Annotated in this window: 16 protein-coding genes and 2 pseudogenes; 8 read left to right on the top strand and 10 right to left on the bottom strand. The window is 67.2% G+C overall.

The features are described 5' to 3' along the window. The first annotated feature begins 200 nt into the window (after positions 1-200). On the top strand, positions 201-1,313 hold the full coding sequence (locus ACHMXB_RS15355) for a glycoside hydrolase family 16 protein (protein WP_395399676.1): 1,113 nt from the start codon (positions 201-203) through the stop codon (positions 1,311-1,313). An 18-nt stretch (positions 1,314-1,331) separates the two neighbouring features. On the opposite strand, the gene ACHMXB_RS15350 is transcribed toward ACHMXB_RS15355, so the two are convergent. After that, positions 1,332-2,192 (bottom strand): metallophosphoesterase, encoded by an 861-nt coding sequence (locus ACHMXB_RS15350; protein ID WP_395399674.1) that lies wholly within the window; start codon positions 2,190-2,192, stop codon positions 1,332-1,334. Between ACHMXB_RS15350 and ACHMXB_RS15345 the strand changes: the two genes are divergently transcribed. Beyond that, the gene (locus ACHMXB_RS15345) at positions 2,182-2,544 is read left to right on the top strand and encodes a hypothetical protein (RefSeq protein ID WP_395399672.1); all 363 of its coding nucleotides are present in this window, start codon (positions 2,182-2,184) and stop codon (positions 2,542-2,544) included. The genes ACHMXB_RS15350 and ACHMXB_RS15345 overlap by 11 nt on opposite strands. Positions 2,545-2,715: 171 nt before the next feature. Beyond that, positions 2,716-3,513: a S1 family peptidase gene (locus tag ACHMXB_RS15340; protein ID WP_395399670.1), complete on the top strand. Its 798-nt coding sequence runs from the start codon at positions 2,716-2,718 to the stop codon at positions 3,511-3,513. Positions 3,514-3,536: 23 nt separating this feature from the next. Here the strand turns inward: ACHMXB_RS15340 and ACHMXB_RS15335 are convergent, their stop codons facing one another. After that, positions 3,537-3,872, bottom strand: a complete 336-nt coding sequence (locus ACHMXB_RS15335; protein ID WP_395399668.1) for a hypothetical protein — start codon at positions 3,870-3,872, stop codon at positions 3,537-3,539. Positions 3,873-4,142: 270 nt separating this feature from the next. Here ACHMXB_RS15335 and clpB point away from each other — a divergent pair, with 270 nt between their 5' ends. Then, the gene (gene clpB / locus ACHMXB_RS15330; protein ID WP_395399666.1) at positions 4,143-6,800 is read left to right on the top strand and encodes an ATP-dependent chaperone ClpB; all 2,658 of its coding nucleotides are present in this window, start codon (positions 4,143-4,145) and stop codon (positions 6,798-6,800) included. 36 nt (positions 6,801-6,836) lie between these two features. On the opposite strand, the gene ACHMXB_RS15325 is transcribed toward clpB, so the two are convergent. Next, positions 6,837-7,565 (bottom strand): septum formation family protein, encoded by a 729-nt coding sequence (locus ACHMXB_RS15325; RefSeq protein ID WP_395399664.1) that lies wholly within the window; start codon positions 7,563-7,565, stop codon positions 6,837-6,839. A gap of 325 nt (positions 7,566-7,890) precedes the next feature. Between ACHMXB_RS15325 and ACHMXB_RS15320 the strand changes: the two genes are divergently transcribed. Beyond that, positions 7,891-8,124 carry a DUF3073 domain-containing protein gene (locus ACHMXB_RS15320; RefSeq protein ID WP_003803040.1) on the top strand — a complete coding sequence of 78 codons (234 nt, stop codon included), beginning with the start codon at positions 7,891-7,893 and terminating at the stop codon, positions 8,122-8,124. A gap of 207 nt (positions 8,125-8,331) precedes the next feature. Then, positions 8,332-9,129 carry a VOC family protein gene (locus ACHMXB_RS15315; RefSeq protein ID WP_395399661.1) on the top strand — a complete coding sequence of 266 codons (798 nt, stop codon included), beginning with the start codon at positions 8,332-8,334 and terminating at the stop codon, positions 9,127-9,129. Between the two features lie 84 nt (positions 9,130-9,213). Here ACHMXB_RS15315 and purM read toward each other — a convergent pair whose 3' ends face one another. The 6 genes and pseudogenes from purM to uraD all read right to left on the bottom strand — a co-directional run bounded on the left by purM (position 9,214) and on the right by uraD (position 14,374). Beyond that, complete coding sequence (gene purM / locus ACHMXB_RS15310) at positions 9,214-10,377, bottom strand: phosphoribosylformylglycinamidine cyclo-ligase (protein ID WP_395399659.1); 1,164 nt, start codon at positions 10,375-10,377, stop codon at positions 9,214-9,216. Next, positions 10,377-12,108 (bottom strand): annotated as a pseudogene (gene purF / locus ACHMXB_RS15305) (amidophosphoribosyltransferase). Before purF ends, purM begins: the two are co-directional and overlap by 1 nt. Before the next feature lie 47 nt (positions 12,109-12,155). Beyond that, complete coding sequence (locus ACHMXB_RS15300) at positions 12,156-12,617, bottom strand: hypothetical protein (RefSeq protein ID WP_395399657.1); 462 nt, start codon at positions 12,615-12,617, stop codon at positions 12,156-12,158. A gap of 56 nt (positions 12,618-12,673) precedes the next feature. Next, positions 12,674-13,531: a fumarylacetoacetate hydrolase family protein gene (locus ACHMXB_RS15295; RefSeq protein WP_395399655.1), complete on the bottom strand. Its 858-nt coding sequence runs from the start codon at positions 13,529-13,531 to the stop codon at positions 12,674-12,676. A gap of 11 nt (positions 13,532-13,542) precedes the next feature. Next, positions 13,543-13,880 (bottom strand): annotated as a pseudogene (gene uraH, locus ACHMXB_RS15290) (hydroxyisourate hydrolase). Beyond that, on the bottom strand, positions 13,877-14,374 hold the full coding sequence (uraD, locus tag ACHMXB_RS15285) for a 2-oxo-4-hydroxy-4-carboxy-5-ureidoimidazoline decarboxylase (protein ID WP_395399653.1): 498 nt from the start codon (positions 14,372-14,374) through the stop codon (positions 13,877-13,879). Before uraD ends, uraH begins: the two are co-directional and overlap by 4 nt. Before the next feature lie 260 nt (positions 14,375-14,634). On the opposite strand from uraD, the gene ACHMXB_RS15280 reads away from it, so the two are divergent. Together ACHMXB_RS15280 and ACHMXB_RS15275 are read left to right on the top strand one after the other, a co-directional pair. Further along, the gene (locus tag ACHMXB_RS15280) at positions 14,635-15,906 is read left to right on the top strand and encodes an ATP-binding protein (protein ID WP_395399651.1); all 1,272 of its coding nucleotides are present in this window, start codon (positions 14,635-14,637) and stop codon (positions 15,904-15,906) included. Continuing rightward, on the top strand, positions 15,903-18,380 hold the full coding sequence (locus ACHMXB_RS15275; RefSeq protein WP_395399649.1) for an OpgC family protein: 2,478 nt from the start codon (positions 15,903-15,905) through the stop codon (positions 18,378-18,380). The genes ACHMXB_RS15280 and ACHMXB_RS15275 overlap by 4 nt, the downstream gene beginning before the upstream one ends. Before the next feature lie 36 nt (positions 18,381-18,416). On the opposite strand, the gene ACHMXB_RS15270 is transcribed toward ACHMXB_RS15275, so the two are convergent. Then, positions 18,417-19,721: a glycosyl hydrolase gene (locus tag ACHMXB_RS15270; protein WP_395399647.1), complete on the bottom strand. Its 1,305-nt coding sequence runs from the start codon at positions 19,719-19,721 to the stop codon at positions 18,417-18,419. Between the last annotated feature and the right edge of the window lie 85 nt (positions 19,722-19,806).

Below are 19,806 nucleotides of genomic sequence, written 5' to 3'. Positions count from 1 at the left end.
CCTCTCCCGAGCAGCCTCCCCGGCTGGTTACGGGAAATCGAAGCGCCTGCTGCTGCGGTCCTGGCAACTTGCTTGCACTCCCCCTCGGATCATGTTCGGCTGAGCAGCCTGTAAAAAGCTTGGGATTCCTTGAAACAGCCCCAGTTTTGGGGGTCAGGGATTCCTTGGAATCCCCAAGGACCAAATGCCATAGTTTCCCCATGGCCTCAACCCCAGCGCCCGGTAACCGCCAAAAACACCGCGTATGGAGGTCCGCCGCGCTCGCCGCGGTGGCGATACTCACGGCGTGCGCTCCCGTGGCCAAGGAAGCGCAGCGGCTGCCGTTGGACCGGCTGCCCGAGACGCAACCCTCAGCGGTCGGGCCGTCCACCAAGGCACTGTCGCCGGCTACGCCCGCTCCCGCCAAGCCCTCTGTTGCGGCACCAACTGCAGCGGCACCAACTACGGCGGCGCCGTCTGCAGTGCCACGGGCGGCAGCTGAACCAGCTGCACCTGCACCGTCCACGGCGACACCAACGGCGGGACGGCGGCCCACCCCCGGGACACCGGTCCCTGCCGTCGACCCGGCGGTGCACAAGTTGCCTGTAGGCGATCTGCCCGGCTGGAAGCAGGTCTTCGTGGAGGACTTTAACCGGGGCGACGTGCCGATCGGCGCTTTTCCCGGCCCGGCCTACATCGATAAGTGGAGTGCCGGCTACAAGGACGGGTGGCCAGATTCCGCAGGCCAGACCGGCCAGCCTTCACGCTACTATCCGTCCAAGGTCCTTAGTGTGAAAAACGGCATGCTGGACTGGTACCTGCACTCGGAGAACGGCATTTCGATGGGGGCAGCGCCTACTCCCAAGATTCCGAATGCCACCACCAACCCTCCCCGCGCCAACAGCCTCCTCTACGGCAGGTACTCCGTCCGGTTCAAGGCAGATCCGCTGAAAGGCTTCAAGACGGCCTGGCTCCTGTGGCCGGACAGCAAGATGTGGCCCCGCGACGGAGAAATTGACTTCCCGGAAAGCGATCTGGCTACATCCTCGTTCTACGGGGCGGTGCACAAGATGGGCAAGGACCCGCGTGACACAGACGTCTTCTATGCCAATGCTTCGTTCACCTCCTGGCACGTCGCCACGATGGAGTGGTCGCCGGGAAAGGTCGAGTTCTTCCTAGATGGCCACTCGCTCGGCGCAGGCACCTCCCGAGTGCCGAACACCCCCATGCACTACATACTCCAAACGGAATCCTGCATGTTCAATGTGTGTCCCAAACCTGAGACGGCAGGGCACCTCCACCTGGACTGGATCGCCATCTGGAAACGCGCTTAGGGGTCCGTAACTGCCCGCCTATTTCCGGTCGATGCCGAAGCTGTCCGTAAAGGTGTACCCCTCCGCCGGGACAAACTTTGCTGCGAGCCGGTCAGCGGTGGCCGTCACGTCCAGCGTGCCGAGGGCGGCGTCGCGGTTGCGCCCGGACCAGGTGGCAAAGTAGCGGGATTCCGAATCCTGGTCGTTGACGTCGTAGAGCCCCTTACCGCCGGTTCCGACTGTGGCGAAGACCGTTCCGGCGCCCTGGACCATGGCGGCGTCCGAACCGGCGAGGCAGCCCTGGGAGAACGTGTCCGGCACCAGTGCCGGGCAATCCTGGCCCCGACGTATCTGGTGGCTCCGTTGGTAGATGTGGTCGTGGGCGCTCAGGACCAGGTCTGCCTTCTTCTCGATCAGCATGTCCGTCAAGTCGGCTCCCGCCTGGCAACCATATCTACCGACGCTGAGACAAGGAGTGTGCATGCCCACCACGGTCCAGGGGATGTTCTTGGACTTCGCACCATCCAACGCGGCTGCTGTCCAGCGCCACCGCTCACTGCCCCGCGAATAGTCCAGGTTGTTTCCGTCATGGAATTTGATCCCCGGGGACACCATGATGAAACGCACCAGCGGGTTCCGTCCCGGGTAGTCGGCGTACCACTGGATTCCGTACTCGCCCTGGAGCCCCGGCAGTTTGTTGGGCAGGCAGCTAACGATGTTGGCGATGTCGCCGTCATGGCCGTCGCTCTCGTGGTTGCCGGTGACCAGTTGGTAGGGAAAGTCCCCGCCCAGCCTGCCGGTGACCATGTCGCAGAAATCCTGCTCGCGCCCCGCCTCGTAAGGGAAGTCCCCGAGGGCCAGGTTCAGCTCAGGACGAAGGCCGCCGATCGTGTCAAGCACCTTCCTGGCTCCCGTGCCCAGGCCGATGTCGCCCTGGGCCGTGAAGTGGACGGCGGCTGGCACTGTGGTGGAGGAGGACCCGGTGGCTGAGGAGGGCCCAGCCGGGGAGGAGGGTTCCACGGGGCTGGGTGAGGCGGTTGCCCGTCCGGACGTACCTGGCGAAGCCGGCGTCCCTAACGACGACGACGGCGGTGGCGGCGCGGGCGGGCCGGACTGGCACGCTGTAAGCGCGAGCGCCATCGAAAACACGGCCGGAGCAATCCCGGACCATCTCCGCTGTTTCGACAGTCCAGTCATGATCCCTCACACCGCGGAACTGAGCCTGATGCCGCCGCAGGCCGGCGACCAGTAAGTACTGCTAGGCCCTCAGGGTAATGCTCGCAGCGGCCGGAGACCATGCTCCAGCCCATGCGCCGGCCCCCCGTCGGACGGCAGTGACAACGCGAGTAACGAATATGACAAAACTTGTCACTGCACGTACCCTCGCAGTCGGACCTCTCGCACCTGACTAAGGAGCCTCACGTTGAAGATCGCGAAAATCCTGGCCGCGGCCACGGCCGGCGCGGCCCTGCTGGCCCCCGTCCTCTGCGGCCCGCCGGCACAGGCCGCCGCGGCCCGGGAGGTGCCGGTCAGGGAAGTGCCGGCCCCCGGCGGCGACGGTACGTTGAGCAGGGACATCGCCGGTGGCAGCACCACTACGGTTTCAGCCGCACCCTTCGCGGTGCAAGTTTCCTTCGACTCCGCAGGTGCCAACGTGGGGTGCACCGGCAGTCAGATCGCTGCGGGCTGGGTCATTACGGCCAAGCACTGTAACTCCACGAGCCTCAGGTCGGTCCGGCTCGGCACGAGCTACCTCGGAACCGGAGGTGCCGTCCGTTCGGTTGTGGCGCGCTACCCCGCTCCGGCCGGGGACGTCCTGTTGCTGAAACTGTCCACGCCGTACTACGGCTCCTACGTGGGCCTGTCCAGTTCCTTTCCTGCCACCGGAACTCGCGCGAGGGTTTATGGCTGGGGCGATCAGTCCGAGGGGTCCGGTGCCATGTCCTACTACCTCAAAGCGGCGGACGTCTCGGTGGTGTGGCAGGGTGTGGACAACTACGGCGGCCCGTCTGTCCGGACGCGGTCGGAGACCGGCCACACGCTCAGCGGCGACTCGGGCGGCCCGCTCATCGTGAACGGCAAACTTGCAGGGGTCTTGTCCTCGTCGGACATTCTGCCGGCCCCGAACCCCTCGAATTACAAGGGCTATTACAATGACCACGCCTCCGTGGTCCGCAATCTGGCCTGGATCACCAGCGTCTCGGGGGTCCGGGGCTCCTAGCGGCTACATCCCGGGCAGGCCGGCTACATCCCGGGCAGGTCGAGGGTCTCGAATACTTGGATGCTCGCGCCGGGCATCATGAGGTGCGGGTGTCCTTCGAGGAGGGCCAGGGCGCCGTCCATGTCCTCGGCCTGCAGGATGCCGTATCCGCCCACGCTGGCGTTCGTGTCCGAGGTGCCCGACTGGCTGACCTCCTTGCCGGCACCGAGGGGCTGGCCCATGTCCACGATGCCGCTGCCGGCCCGGGACGCCCACTCCATCCAGGCCTTCATGCCCTCCTGCGCGGCCTCGGGGGAACTCTCCGCCATCTGGGATTGTGCCGACTGCGGTGCGTTGTAAAGAACTACAAACTTTTTCATTGCCGGTCCTGTCTCTGGAGTAGTGGTCTTTGGGGTTGTGGAATGACGCTCTTTGCAGTGCCCGCCTCCCGGGGTGACCCTCACGGCCACAGGTCGATCCTAGGGGGATTCGGCCGCTGGCGATACAGTTCAAGGGCTACCGTTCACGGAAGATTCGCCCGCCCGCCGGAGGGTATTTCGCTGTGGGAAAACTTGGCTGTGAGGACGCCAAAAGCAAACTTGAGCGTAGTACACTCAACCTAGCTAAACCGTCTTCGAAAGGAGCTCTCTTTGGACGCCAAATTCACCACCAAGAGCCAGGAGGCTCTTTCGGCTGCCGCCATGAACGCCTCCACCGCCGGGAACCCGCAGGTGGAACCCGCCCACCTGCTCAAGGCACTCATGGATCAGCGGGAGGGCGTCGCCGTCGCACTCCTCCGCGCCACCGGAGCGGACCCGGATACCGTCAGTGTCCAAGCCAGTACCGCCATCAAGGCACTGCCCGCCACGTCCGGAAGCTCGGTCCAGCAGGCGCAGCTGTCCAGGCCTTCCCTACAGGCGATCCAGAACGCCCAGAACGAAGCCGACAAGCTGGGTGATTCCTTCGTCTCCACGGAGCACCTGCTGCTGGGCCTTTCGGCGGGAAGCGACGGCGTTGGCAGGTTGTTGCGCGAGGCCGGCGCGTCGCATGAGGCGTTGGCAGCGGCCCTGCCGGGTGTCCGCGGCGACCGCAAGGTCGACTCGCCGGATCCCGAGAACACCTTTCAGGCCCTGGAAAAGTTCGGCACCGACCTGACCGCGACCGCCCGCTCCGGCAAGCTGGACCCCGTGATTGGGCGCGATGCCGAAATCCGCCGCATCATCCAGGTTCTCAGCCGGCGCACCAAGAACAATCCCGTGATCATCGGTGAGCCGGGCGTAGGCAAGACGGCCGTCGTCGAGGGCCTCGCCCAGCGCATCGTCGCCGGCGACGTGCCGGAGAGCCTTCGGGGCAAGACCCTGATCGCCCTTGACCTGGCCTCCATGGTGGCCGGCGCCAAGTACCGCGGCGAGTTTGAGGAGCGCCTCAAGGCCGTCCTTGAGGAGATCAAGAACTCCGACGGCCGGATCGTCACGTTCATCGATGAGCTGCACACCGTGGTGGGAGCCGGGGCCAGCGGCGAAAGCGCCATGGACGCCGGCAACATGCTCAAGCCGATGCTGGCCCGCGGTGAGCTGCGGCTGATCGGCGCCACCACCCTCGACGAGTACCGCGAGAACATCGAGAAGGACCCGGCCCTGGAGCGGCGCTTCCAGCAGGTGTACGTCGGGGAGCCCAGCGTGGACGACACCATTGGCATCCTGCGCGGCCTGAAGGAGCGGTACGAGGCGCACCACAAGGTTGCCATCGCCGACTCCGCACTGGTGGCTGCCGCGACGCTCTCCAACCGCTACATTTCGGGCCGGCAGCTGCCGGACAAGGCGATCGACCTCGTGGACGAGGCCGCCTCCCGGCTGCGCATGGAGATCGACTCCGCCCCGGAGGAGATCGACCAGCTGCGCCGCGCCGTCGACCGGCTCACCATGGAGGAACTCGCCCTGCAGGGGGAGACCGATGCCGCATCCGTGGAGCGCCTCGCTGCCCTGCGGGCGGACATGGCGGACAAGAAGGAGCAGCTGGCCGGCCTGAACGCGCGCTGGGAGGCCGAGAAAGCCGGCCTGAACCGCGTTGGCGACCTCAAGGCAAAGCTGGACGAGCTGCGGTCCACGGCGGACAAGGCGCAGCGCGAAGGTGACCTGGAGACAGCGTCCCGGATCCTCTACGGCGAAATTCCGGCACTGGAGCGGGAACTGAACGACGCCGCAGAGGCCGAGGCCGCTGTCGCCGACAAATCTGCCCTGATGGTGGCGGAGGAGGTTACCGCCAACGACATCGCTGAGGTCATCGCGGCATGGACCGGCATTCCGGCCGGCCGCATGCTCCAGGGCGAAAGCCAGAAGCTGCTGCACATGGAGGCGGAACTCGGCCGGCGGCTGATTGGGCAGTCCAAGGCCGTCACCGCCGTGTCCGACGCCGTGCGCCGCGCACGGGCCGGCATCAGCGACCCGAACCGGCCCACCGGTTCGTTCCTGTTCCTCGGCCCCACCGGGGTCGGTAAAACCGAACTCGCCAAGGCGCTTGCGGACTTCCTTTTCGACGACGAACGCGCCATGGTGCGGATCGACATGTCCGAGTACAGCGAGAAGCATTCCGTGGCGCGCCTCGTCGGTGCGCCTCCCGGGTACGTCGGCTACGAGGAGGGCGGCCAGCTCACCGAGGCCGTCCGCCGACGGCCGTACTCCGTGGTGCTGCTGGACGAGGTGGAGAAGGCCCACCCCGAGGTGTTCGACATCCTGCTGCAGGTGCTCGACGACGGCCGCCTCACCGACGGCCAGGGCCGCACCGTGGACTTCCGCAACGTGATCCTGGTGCTCACCTCAAACCTGGGCAGCCAGTTCCTCGTGGACCCCACCCTGGATGCGAACGCCAAGCGCAACGCGGTGATGGCCGCGGTGAACGCTTCCTTCAAGCCGGAGTTCCTGAACCGGCTGGACGAGGTGGTGCTGTTTGATCCGCTGTCCGTCGACGAGCTCGCCCGGATCGTCGAGCTGCAGGTGGCGGAACTGACCAAGCGCCTGCAGGAGCGGCGGCTCTCGCTCGAGGTCACCGAAGGGGCCCGCTCCTGGCTGGCGATGTCGGGCTTCGATCCGGCCTACGGCGCCCGGCCGCTCCGCCGCCTTGTGCAGCGCGAAATCGGCGACCGGCTGGCCAAGGCCATCCTGGCCGGTGAAATATCCGACGGCGACACCGTCCTGGTGGACAGCGCCGCCGATCTCGGGGAGCTCACCGTCGAGGGCCTGGAAGCCATGTCGGGGACCGACGGCGGTGCTCCCCTGGGCAGCGGGCTCACGGTCCGCCGTAGGGACTAGCAGCGGGTTGGCCCGCTCCCTTGGTTCCCTTGGGAGCTAGGGGAGCAGGCTTGCCTTGAGGATGTTGCCGGACGCGGTGACATAGCAGTCCACGCGGCGGTCCCCCTTGGCCCAGCTGGCCGTGCTCGGATACGCAAGGCGGTAGTTCAGGTTGTAGGCGTTGGATCTTGCCGTCAGCGGCGCGTGCTGGCACGTTTCCCGGGCCCTGGTCTTCATGGCGTCCCGGCCCGGGTATGCGTCGCCGTCGGCGTAGTGGGTGATCGCCACCAGCTGGGCAGAGTGATCGGTGGTGCAGGCAACCACGGTGGACTTGGATGCCTCGGGGTCGAAGTCCTTGAGGCAGTCGCCCACCCGGAAGTCCAGCGGGCTGACGCTGGCCAGGGGCAGGCTTGGCCGGGGTGACGCGGCCGCCGGGGCGGGGGAAGGATCCGCCCCCGCGGCGCCCGGGCGGTTGGACGCCTGCATGGTGGCGCCCGCGAGGAGCGATGTCAGGAGCCATACGAGCAGGCCGCCCACCACGAGCAGCGCAGCGACAAAGCCGGACTTGAGCAGGGTTTGCCGGACCTCGGGCTGTGCGAGCCGTGAGCGGAGCCATCCGGCGAGGCTCTTTAGCCGGGCCGCATGGGGTTGCTCTTGTCCCGGTGCGGCTGATTTTGGGGCGGCTGATCTCGGCTCTGCTGCGTTGCGCTCGGCCGGTTCGGGTTGCACGGCGACGGCGCGGGCCGGCCCGCGTTCCCCGTCGTGGCTGGGATCGTTGTCATTCATGTGGGGCGGCACCCCTTCCTGGCGTTCGCTCGGCGGTGGGTATCCGGCAACATGCGTTTCCGCGGTGTGGCCCGGGCGGCCGAGTGCCGGATTCCCATGCCCGCTTAATTCAGTCGTTCAGGAGACTCTATCGAACAAAAAATCTCTGCGAGCCCCGGATTGCCGCGGAGAAGCGGACCGCGGCGGTCTCTGGACGCCTCCGTGGCAAGCAGATGCCGCCGAAAGCATGTAATCTAGGGGTACGACAAATTGACCAAACATTCCGGGGCCTCACCGATCGCCAAAGGTGACCACCTCCGGTCCAAGTACAAAAGGGGGTCACGCCATGGGGCGCGGCCGTCAAAAGGCAAAAGCTACCAAGCAGGCTCGGGACATCAAGTACTACTCCCCGAACACTGATTATTCGGCCCTACAGCGAGAGCTCACGGGTCCGGGAAGTCGTGCCACGAGCCATTTCGCGAATGAACCGGTCGAGCCGGACTATTCAGCCTACGTGGATAAGTACGCGGACGATTTGGATGAAGACGACGACGAGGTAGACAGCCGTCGTATCGGTTAGTCGTTCCCGCTGAACTGCCTTAAGGCAGTTGGCTGCGAGCCGCCGTCGTACACCATAGTTATCAGGCCCGTTGGGCATGCCGGTCTTTGGCGTGCCCAACGGGCCTTTGGCGTTTCCGCGCAGGTCCGCCCGGGTATCCGCCCGTAGGAACCGTGCCCTTCAGGAACTAGGCTGGAAAGAATTCAGCCAACGAAAGGGTACGGACGCATGGTTCAGCGCAGCGGGTACAGCCTCGGAGAGCTCTGCTGGACGGACGTCCAGACGCCGGATGTGGCTGCTGCCAAGGCTTTCTACGCCGCCGTGTTCGGGTGGCGGTACGAGGACTTTCCGACCCCCGACGGCCGTAGCTACGCGAAGGCCTTCCTGGACGACGACGTCGTGGCAACGGTGGCACCGCAGCCCCAGCAGGGTGGCACACAGCGGCCCGCGCAGTGGAACATCTACTTTGCCACGGACGACGCCCGGTCCACCGCGGAGGAAGCCGACCATGCCGGCGGCTCAGTGCAGTTCGGACCGGAGGACATCGGGGACACCGGAAGCATGGTGTTTGTGGAGCCGCCGGGCGGCGGTGCCACCGGCGTCTGGCAGGCCGGAACCCACCCAGGCAGCGGGCGGCACAACGAGCCCGGCGCGTTCGCCTGGGCCGAACTGCTCACGCCCGAGCCGCAGGCCGCCGTCGGGTTTTTCCAGCAGCTGTTCGGCCACGAGGTGACCGAATACCCGCAGGACGACGGCGGCACGTACACCACGCTGATGGTGAACGGCGCGGAGGTGGCCGGCATTGCCCGAGCCCCGCAAGAGGACGAGGACGGCGAGGACAGGGACGAGCCCGGCAGCCGCGGCTGGCAGGTCTACTTCGGCGTCTCCAGCGTCAAGGAGGCCGTGCTGTCGGCCGTAGCAGCCGGAGCCGAGGTGCTGGTGGAGCCGGAGTTCGACGACGACGGCGGCACCATCGCCACCCTGAAGGACCCGCAGGGCGGCGTGTTCAGCGTCCTGGAGGTGTAACCGCTGCCGATTTAAACGTCGAGTGCTCCGTAACTGCCCTTATGAAGGTCCTAAAGGGCGGGTACGGAGCACTCGATGAGGTATTTATGCGTAGGCGTTGACCAGCTGGACGGCGCCGCCGTCCACGCCCTTGGCGCCCTGCACGTAGTCCGGGCCGGTCTTGACCACGGCGTCGGAATCGGCGCTGACGGAGCCCATGATCCAGGACGGCAGCCCGCGCTCGTTGAGGCGGGCCACGGCGGCGTCTGCGGCTTCGGCGGAGACCACGGCCACCATGCCGACGCCGAGGTTCAGCGTGCGCTCCAGGTCGGGCAGCGGGACGCGGCCCAGCTCGGAGACGAGCTTGAAGATGGCGGGCAGCTCCCAGGTGGAGCGGTCAACGGTGGCCACGAGGCCCTGCGGCAGCACGCGCGCCAGGTTGGCGGCGAGCCCGCCGCCGGTGACGTGGCTGAAGCCATGCACGGCCTTGTCCGCGGTAACGGGGAAGGCCCGCGCGAGGTCCAGGCAGTCGGCGGCGTAGACGCGGGTGGGTTCCAGCAGTTCCTCGCCCAGCGTGCGGCCAAGTTCGGAGACCTGGCGGTCCAGGGCCCAACCGGCGTGGTTGATGACGCGCCGGACCAGCGAGTAGCCGTTGGAGTGCAGGCCGGAGGAGGCCATGCCGATCACCACGTCGCCTTCGCGAACGCGGTCCGGTCCGAGCAGCGCGTCAGCTTCCACAACGCCGGTGGCGGCACCGGCGACGTCGTACTCGTGTTCGCCCAGGAGGCCGGGGTGCTCGGCGGTTTCGCCGCCCACCAGTGCGGTGCCGGCAACGGAGCAGGCGGCCGCGATGCCGCGGACGATGTCCGCGATGCGCTCCGGAACCACCTTTCCGCAGGCGATGTAGTCGGTCATGTACAGCGGCTCGGCGCCCACCACCACGATGTCGTCAACCACCATGCCTACGAGGTCGTAGCCGATGGTGTCGTGGATGTCCATGGCCTGGGCGATGGCCACCTTGGTGCCGACGCCGTCCGTGGAGGTGGCGAGCAGAGGCTTCTTGTAGGTCAGGAGCTTCGAGACGTCGTACAGGCCCGCGAAACCGCCGACGCCGCCAATCACCGATGCGTTGTGGGTCGCCTTCACGGCGTCCTTCATGAGTTCGACGGCGCGGTCGCCGGCCTCGACGTCCACACCGGCGGCCGCGTAGGTGATGCCGGTGTTGTTCTGGGCAGCATTCATGCCAGCAGTGGAGGAAGCGGAAGTCATCAGGACTCTTTCTTGTCAGCGCCGACGGTCGCAGCGTCGTGGTGGAGATCGGGCACGCGGTCGGCGTCGGTGAGCAGGTTCTCGAACTCGGCGTCCGGCCCCGGATCGCAGCCGGTGGCGCCCGGCTTCTCGGCGGGGTCCTCGGTGACGGGGATGCTGTCCGGATTGCCCGGTGTGGCGGTGGCCGGTTCGACGGCGGCTTCCGCGGCGGCGTCACCGGTGGCGGCCGGGGCGCTGCCTGCCGAGGTGGCCGGCAGGCCGCCGAGGTCCGTGCGCTCCAGCAGGTTCTTGCCCAGTTTGTCCGAGCCCGGGAGCTCGATGGGGTACTTGCCGGTGAAGCAGGCGGTGCAGAGCCGTTCGCGGGGCTGCTGGGTGGCGCCGATCATGCCGTCTTCGGAGATGTAGGCCAGCGAGTCTGCGCCGATGGCCTGGGAGATCTCTTCGATCGTGGCGCCGTTGGCGATCAGCTCGGCGCGGGAGGCGAAGTCAATACCGTAGAAGCAGGGCCACTGGACCGGCGGGGGAGGAAATCTTGACGTGCACGGCGGCGGCGCCGGCCTCACGGAGCATCCGGACGATGGCGCGCTGCGTGTTGCCGCGGACGATCGAGTCATCCACCACCACCACGCGCTTGCCGCGGATCACGGACTCCAGCGCGTTGAGCTTCAGCCGGATGCCGAGCTGGCGCAGCGTCTGCGACGGCTGGATGAACGTGCGGCCCACGTAGGAGTTCTTGACGAAGCCGTGCGCGAAGGGGATGCCGGATTCTTCGGCGTAGCCCACGGCTGCGGGGGTGCCGGATTCCGGGACCGGGATGACAATGTCCGCTTCCTGTGTGTTCTCGCGGGCCAGCTGGCGGCCCATCTCCACGCGGGATTCGTACACGGACCGCCCGGCAATGGCGGCGTCGGGGCGCGCGAGGTAGACGTATTCGAAAACGCAACCGGCCGGCGTCGGCTCCGCAAAGCGCTGGGACCGCACGCCCTGCTCATCGATGGCGATGAATTCGCCGGGTTCGATTTCGCGGATGAAGCTGGCACCCACGGTGGCCAGGGCGGACTGTTCGGACGCCACCACCCATCCGCGTTCCAGCCGGCCGAGGCACAGGGGGCGGATGCCGTAGGTGTCCCGCGCGGCGTACAGGGTGCCCTCGTCCATGAAGACGAAGCAGAAGCCGCCCTTGATCTTGGGGAGCAGCTCGATGGCGGTCTGTTCGAGGGACTTGCCCTCTTCACCTTCCAGCAGTGCCGTCACCAGGGCGGTGTCCGAGGTGTTGCCCTGCTTCATTTCGCCGCTGAGCTGGCCGCCGTTGCGTTCCAGGATCATGGCATTGAGTTCGGCGGTGTTGGTCAGGTTGCCGTTGTGCGCCAGGGCCACCGTGCCGGTGCTGGTGGCACCGAGGGTGGGCTGGGCGTTGGCCCAGTGGCTGGCGCCGGTGGTGGAGTAGCGGCAGTGGCCGACGGCCAGGTGCCCGGTCAGGGTGTTAAGCGTGGTCTCGTCGAAGACCTGGGATACGAGGCCCATGTCCTTGTAGACGTTGATCCGCTTGCCGTCGCTGGTTGCTATGCCAGCCGACTCCTGACCGCGGTGCTGCAACGCGTACAGCCCGTAGTAGGTAAGTTTTGCTACTTCTTCACCTGGTGCCCAGACCCCGAAGACGCCGCAAGCGTCCTGTGGGCCCTTTTCGCCAGGGAGAAGATCATGAGAAAGTTTTCCATCGCCGCGTGCCACTGGTCGATTATCTCACGTCATGGGGTATGGAAATTCCGGCCGCCCGATTATGACCGCTGGCCTGGCCCGCCGTCGTCCGTGGTCTGCTCCGGTTCGGTGCCCGTGTTCTGCTTCCGTGCAGGGCCCGGCGCTGTGCCCGGCTCGGCGGCCGGGTGCGTGATTGGTGCCGTGCCTGGTGCGGAAAGCTCCGCTTCCGGCACCGCTTCGACGACGCCGCGGCGGGCGCGGCGCACGCTGGTGCGGTCCAGCACCAGGGCGGCAATTGCGCCGAGAATCACACCGGCCGCGGCGCACGGCACCATGAAGAAGCCGTACACGGCGCCGCGGTCATAACTGGCATCGCCGGGGAGGGCGTACGCAATGACGGCCGCCGCGGCGAAGCCCACCAGCCCGCCCAGGATCAGGAAGGGAACATACTTGGGGGCGCGCCGGACGGTGATCTCGCGCCGTTCAGGAATCCCGAGGTCGGGTGTTTCGTGCCGTTCAGGGGTGGGCTGGTCGGAAGACATGCCATCTAGCCTACTGTCATCCCGCCCGCCGGCCTGCCCCGGCAGGTTCAGCGTGCTCAGGCCTGCGGCCCCGCCTGCACCAGCCGCTGCCGCTGCTCGCCCAGCAGCTCCCCGCCGGACATCCGCATGACGTCCCCCGCCTGCAGATACGGGAAACGGCCGGACAGGGCCACGCCCTCCGGGGTGCCGGTGGTGATGAGGTCGCCGGGTTCGAGCACCATGTACTGCGAGAGCCGGCGGACCAGTTCGGCAGGTCCGAACACCATGTCCGCGGTGGAGCTGTCCTGCCGGACCTCGTCGTTGACCCAGGAAGCAAGGCGGATGCCGTCTGCGTCCACCGCCACGGCGGGAACCAGCCAGGGCCCCACCGGGTTGAAGGTGGGGCATGACTTGCCCAGCGACCACTGCGGCCCGGAATGCTCCAGCTGGTACTCGCGCTCCGAGACATCATTGGACAGGACGTAACCCGCGATGCAGTCCGCCGCCTCGGCGTCGGATGCCAGATAGCTGGCACGCCGGCCGATTACGACGCCCAGCTCCACCTCCCAGTCCACACGCTGCGCCCCTGGCGGGATGACGACGTCGTCGTCCGGACCAACCACGGTGTTGGGATGCTTGAAGAAGATGATGGGCCGCTCCGGCACGGGCAAGCCGGATTCTGCAGCGTGCGCGGCGTAGTTCAGCCCCACGCCGATCACGGCGCCGGGCCTGGCGATCGGCGCACCGATCCGTTTGCCATCGAGGGCCACCCTGGGGAGGCCGGACAGGTCCAGGTCCGGGAGCTGGCCGGCCCAGGTCTGGAGGAAGTCGCCGTCGATGTCCTGGGTGACCGGCCGCAGATCGTAGGCCTGGCCGTCGTCGTCGATGACCACAGGTACCTCGTTGCCCGCCGGGCCAATGCGCATCAGCCGCATTCTGTTTCCTTTCAGCTGCCGCGGTAGGTGGAGTAGGCGAACGGGCTCAGCAGCAGCGGCACATGGTAGTGCTCGGTGCCGGTGACCTCGAAGACCAGGTCCACCTCCGGGAAGAATGTCGTGCCGCCCTGTTGCGCGTAGTAGTCGCCGGTGGCGAAGTTAGCCGGTAGTTCCCGGGGGCCAGGACCTCCGGTCCCAAGTCCTTCGCGCGGCCGTCCGCATCGGTGGTGCCGGTGCCCAGCTTTGTCCAGCTGCCGCCGTCGTTTGCGTAAAGCACGACGGCGATACCCGCCGCCGGGCGTCCGGCACCGGTGTCCAGGACGTGGGTTGTTACGTGGGAAACGCTCATTCGGTGATCACTCCTTCCAGGCGCAGCAGGGCAATTTCCCGCAGCTGCTGCGCGACGATCGCGTCTTCCTGCGCCGGGGTATTGGCCAGGCGCTCGTTCAGGGCTGCCAGGATTTCAGGGGCCGTGCGGCCCGCGGCGCGGATCAGGAAGACCCGGCCGAACTTTTCCTCGTAGGCGCGGTTGCCGCGCGCTAGGGCGTCCGCCACGCCGCCATCCGCCGGGTCCACGCCTGCCTGCTCGGACCGGGACATGGCGGCCTCGGTGGTCTGCGCGGCGGGACGTTCGCCGATCCTCGGATGGTGGGCCATGGCGCCTTCCACCTCGTCCGGCGTGAACGGCGCGGCGGCGGCCCGGGCTCCGTCGAGGAGCTCCTGGCGGGAGGCGAACGGGCGCGCCCCGGCGATCTGGTCCACCCAGCGCGGGACGTCGATGCAGGGGCGCAGGACTGCGTTGGCAGCCTCCCTGTCCGCGGCATTGAATTCGGCAAGCTTCACGTTGTGATCCTCAAGCAGATGCTGGCATCCATGGTGACGGCTATGCGGAGGTCCGGATCTTCTTCCGGCGAGTCGGCCACCCCTCATCGAGGGATCACCGAGTTCCGCATCATGGAACTGTTATTTCAGCATACGTAATAGTGAAGCCGAGGGTATCGGCCGGTGTCAAGAGACTACAACAGGCATTGAGCTTGGCCGGATAGTATCGGCGGCGGGGGACTTGACGCTGGGTCGAAGTCCCGTGCGGCGATAGGGGACGGATGAAAGGCAGCAGCGCTCGGACGCTCCCCGAGCAGGATTACGACCGGCAGGCCACGCTGCAGGCATACGGGCTGCTGGGCGACCAGGACGGCACTACCGTCCAGCCCGTTGGTGGCGCTTCCGACACCGGCGCCGCCCGCACGGATGCTGCCCGCACCGCTTTGGACAGTCTCGTGGACCTGGCGGCCAAGCTGTGCCACGTGCCCTTTGGCGTGGTGAACGTGATTACCGCCGACCAGCAGCGCCAGATTGCGTCGTCAGGTGTCGAACCGGGCATCTGCTCCCGTGAAGACTCGATGTGCGCCGGGGTCTTCCTGACCCGGGAGACCACCGTGGTCAGCGATGCCTCCCAGGACCCGCGCTTTGCCAATAATCCTTTTGTGACCGGCGAGATTGCCCGCGTCCGCTTTTACGCCTCCGTGCCGCTGGAGACCGCCTCGGGCTTCGTGCTGGGCTCACTGTGCGTTTTCTCGGATGCGCCGGCAAACCCCGAGCCGGAGCAGATCGCCATGCTGGAGCTCCTCGCCCAGCAGACGGTGGAACTTCTGGAACTCCAGCACCGGACGCTGCAGCTGAACGTGGCGCTGGATGAAGTGCGGCGGAGCAATGCCAAGCTCGGCGACTTCGCTGGCCGCGTCAGCCATGACCTGCGCATTCCGCTGACCACGATCCTTGGCTACGTGGAACTAAGCGAGGACGATCCCGACATGCCGCCGGAGCATCCGGCCGCCGAGTACCTGCAGCTCATCGGAGCCAGCGGCCGCCGCATGCTGGCCATGCTCGAGGACGTCCTGGACTATTCGAAGGTGGGCGGCGCCCTGCATCCGCAGCTGGTTTCGCTGCGCGAGGCCGTCTCGGACGCTGCGCGCGACCTCGGCATCCCATTCGGGAACGGGGCCACGCTGGAGTCGGATGACGCGAGGCTGCACGCGGATCCGCTCCAGCTGCGCGCCCTGCTGCAGAACCTGCTCTCCAATGCTCTGAACTATCGCAGCCCGGAGCGCCCCCTGGAAATCCGCGTCACCGCGGTCTCGAACTACCACGGAACCGCGGTCCTTGTGGCGGACAACGGCAAGGGAATCAGGCCAGAGGACAGGCAGCGCGCGCTGGAGCCCCTGGTCCGCCTACACCGGGAAGGGGACGGCCCGGGATCCGGTCTGGGCCTGGCTACCTGCAGGCGGATCGCCCAGTCGCACGGGGGTGACCTGACCCTGACGGAGACCCCCGGCGGCGGAACCACCGTGGTGCTGACCTTCCCGGCTGCCGTGTGAACGGCGCTGTGGGCAGGGTTGCGAGCCGCGCATTCCTGCTGGTAATTCTGCTCGCCCTGTTGCCAGTAGTCCTGCTGGCGGCCGGTCCGGTGCAGGCAGCCGCGGCGCCGGCCACCGGGGAGACCGCTGCCGGGGACGGGCCGCTCCTGGGCGCCGCACTGGAGTGGGGCGAGGACAGTGCGGCCGGTTTCTCGGAACGCCTGGGCTCCACCCCGGCCGTCTTCGGGCACGACATCGCGTTCCCACTGCAGGACTCCGAGAACGTCCACATCCGCGAATTCTTCCGGCAAAGCGACTCGCAGGGGGCCCATGCCCTGCTGACGGTCAAACCCTCGCGGTCCCTGGACCAGGTGTCCGCCGAGGACGCCGCAGGGTTTGCCCGGGCCGTGGGACAACTCAGCGCCGGGTTCGAGGGCAAGGTGTATATCAAGTTCGCGCCCGACATGAACACCAGCTGGGTCTCCTGGGGCCAGCAGCCCGAGGCCTACAGGAACGCGTTCCGGGCCGTGGCCGCGGCCTTCAAGTCCCAGGACGACGCCGGAACCGTCATGGTGTGGCAGCCCTTCCTGGGCCGCGACTACCCGTTCCAACGGAACCGCAACGCCCCGGCCCAGGGGTCTGACGGTTTCAAGCTGCTGGACACCAACCGTGACGGACGCTGGGACGGCGCCGATGACGCCTACTCCCCGTACTACCCCGGCGACAACGCCGTGGAGTGGTCCGGCCTGGGCGCCTACCACGACGACACCGGCGGGGGGTCCGCCGTCAACACGCTTCCGGCCGACGGTGAGCTGGCCGGCATGCTCACCGGCCACGATGGCCGCGGCGGCTACGGCGACTTCTACGCGCACTACGTGCAGGGCATCGGCAAGCCTCTGATGCTCCAGACGGCCGCATTTTTCAGCTCCAACACGGGCGGTTCGGCAGAGTCGGACATCAAGCTGGCCTGGTGGAACCAGGTGCTCGACGTCGCCTCGTCCGCACGCTTCAAAAACATCGGCGCCGTTGTCTGGGACGAGCGGACGAGCACCCGGGATACCGGGGTGGCAGCGATCGACTGGCGGCTGACGGGACAGCCCGGCATCGCCACGGCCGCCAGCGTGCGGCCGGCGGACTCAGCCCTGGTGACCGGGCCAGTGACGGCCCGCGGCAGCCTGGCCGGTGACGAATCAGGCGGGGTGGGGAAAGCGCTCGACGGAATCGGCGCGTGGACGACGGCGGGTATCCTGGCCGCCGTCGTAAGCCTCCTCTGGCTGCTTCCGCGCGTCCTGCCCCGGGCGGCGGGCTGGGCCTACGCCGACCCCTCCTCCCGGGATTCCCGCGTGGACTTCCTGCGCGGAGTGGCCATCGTGTTTGTGGTGGTCAACCACGTGGGTATGACCTCGCTGTTCCAGCTGTTCACCCAGGAAGCAGTGGGCTTCGTCTCGGGCGCCGAACTCTTTGTGCTGTTCTCCGGGCTCGTGCTCGGAATGGTGTTCGGTCCCCGGGTGAAGGACAACTTCGGTGACGTGGTTGACCACACCACCAAACGCGCCGGTAAGCTGTATGCCACCGCGCTCACGGTGCTGATCGGGGTCTTCCTGATCTCGCTGATTCCCGCCATCAACGCGGATACCCTGACGTCTTTCGTGGACCAGGGCACGGGGGCGGCGGGCCGCGGGGGAGCGGGCCGCTCCTACGACCTGTACGCCGGAATGGATTCGCTGCTGCACTTCCCGGTGGCACCGGAGGTCATCCCCGGCATCCTGCTGCTGCAGTTCGGACCCTGGCAGTTCAATGTCATGGGCCTGTACGTGATCCTGCTCCTGGCAAGCCCGCTGGTCCTCTGGGCCCTGTCGCGGGGAAAGGCGGCGTGGGTGCTCGCCGCCACCACGGCGCTGTACGCGGTGGGGGCAATCTTCCGGATCCGGCTCCTGCCGTCCGAGTTCGAGGATTCCTTCCCGCTGCTGGTCTGGCAGGTGCTGTTCGTTGTGGGCATGGTGGCCGGCTACCACCGGCACCGGATGATCGCCTGGCTGGGTACGCATTCCTGGGTGGTGGTGGCATGCACCGTATTGTCCGCCGGGCTCGCATTCCTGGCCTGGGGCAACCCGTACCTGGCCAACAGCTTCGACGTCCGCGTGGCCATCCTTCCGGACACGGCATACCGCGCGCTGTATGACTCCTACTTCGGCCGCACCTACCTCGGCCTGGGACGGCTGCTGAACGTCCTGGTGCTGGTGGTGGCCGCCTATGCGCTGTTAACGGCGTACTGGAGGCCAGTCCACCGAGCCCTGGGCTGGTTCCTGATCCCGTTAGGCGGGGCCACGCTGTACGTCTTCATCATCCACGTGGCCCTGATCGCCGTCATCGCGAACATCCCGGCGCTGCAGGAGGGCAGGGTGCTGTTCAACACCGCCGCCTACGCGGTGATCCTGGCGCTGCTCTGGATCATGGTCCGGACCCGGTTCCTGTTCCGCATCATCCCCACCTGACTCCCACCCGCTGACCGGACCCGGGCCTGCCCCGTGCTAGCCGCGGCGGGCGGCCAGAGCGTTGCGCAGGGCGTCCGCGGCAGCCTGGCTGCTGTTGATCCGCCAGTCCGTTTCCTTGTTGAAGTGGAACCAGGTCAGGGCCGTGACGTCCCCCTGGGCGGCGAGGTAGCCCACCAGGGACGATGTCCACTCGGCCTTCGACCCACCCTGCTCTGCCGAGGACGTCTCGCCGATCAGGATCTGCTTGGCGGGGGCCAGTGTCCGGAGCTGGGCCAGGCCGTCCCCGAAGAGCTGGGAGGGCGAGACCCAGGTGCTCCAGGACGCCGACGTGCCCCAGTTGTAGCCGTCGAGGGCCACGGCATCCACGTAGACAGGTCCCGGGTAGAGGACGTCCAGCGGCGTGGAGCCCCAGTACGGCACATTCGGGTTCCACACCCAGGTCACGTTGGACGCGCCGGTGGAGGCGACGACGTCGTGGACGTGCCGCCAGGCGGCAACGTAGTCGCCGGCACCGTTCCCGTTGAGCTGTTCAGACCACGGGTACCAGTTGCCGTTCATCTCGTGTCCGAAGCGCAGCATCACCGGATGGCCCCAGTTCGCCAATGCCTGGCCCCACTGCCGAATGTAGGGATCGAAGTCACCCGCAATGATGCGGTCCAGCGAGTAGGCGGGCTGGGAGGTCCCTGCTCCCCAGACCCACGGCTCCCACGTCAGGAGGACCACGGCACCGCGGCTGCGGGCGGCATCAAGTTCGGCGAGCGGCGGCGCCTGGTTGAAATCCTTGTAGGACAGGATGATCGACGGCGCCTCCCCGGCCAGCGCGGCCACCTCGTCGAGCTCGGCCGAGGCCAGCGGGCCGCCAGGTGTACCCGCCCCGAAGCGCAGGAGCGACGTGCTGGGCTGCGGTGCTGAGGGCGCACTTAAGGCTGCGATGGACTCCCCAGCCGGGGCGGATCCGGTGGTTGCCGCGGGAGCGGGATCGGCGGCGGAGGGGGAGCTGTACGTGAGGGTAAACGGGGCCGACGCATACACCTTGCCGGACACGGCCGTTACCGGAACCACTGTATCGGCGCTCTCCGGAATGACAACGGCAGCCGTGAAGTAGCCGGAGGCGCTGGCCGTGAATGGAACCGTGTTGGCACCGGCGCTAAGCGTTCCGGCACCCTTCTTGGGGAACCCGGTTCCGGTGACAGTGACAGTGGTGCCTGCCGGGCCGGAGCCGGCGTCGAGCTTGATAGCAGCAGTGGCGGCCTGGGCCGGAGTGATGCCGGCCGCTGTGACGGCCGGCAGGGCAACGCACAGGGCGGCGATGGCGGTAGCAAGTAATTTGGGCAGTCTCATAATCCGCTCAAGGTACCGTCAAGTTCTCCGCGGAAGCGCTGCAAATGCGCGGCATCAGCCAAGGATTCGCTCAGGCCTAGGAATG

The organism is Arthrobacter sp. UC242_113, from assembly GCF_044054585.1.
GTDB lineage: Bacteria > Actinomycetota > Actinomycetes > Actinomycetales > Micrococcaceae > Arthrobacter.
Note: the sequence above shows the minus strand (reverse complement) of the source record. Positions and strands in the feature narration are given on the sequence as shown.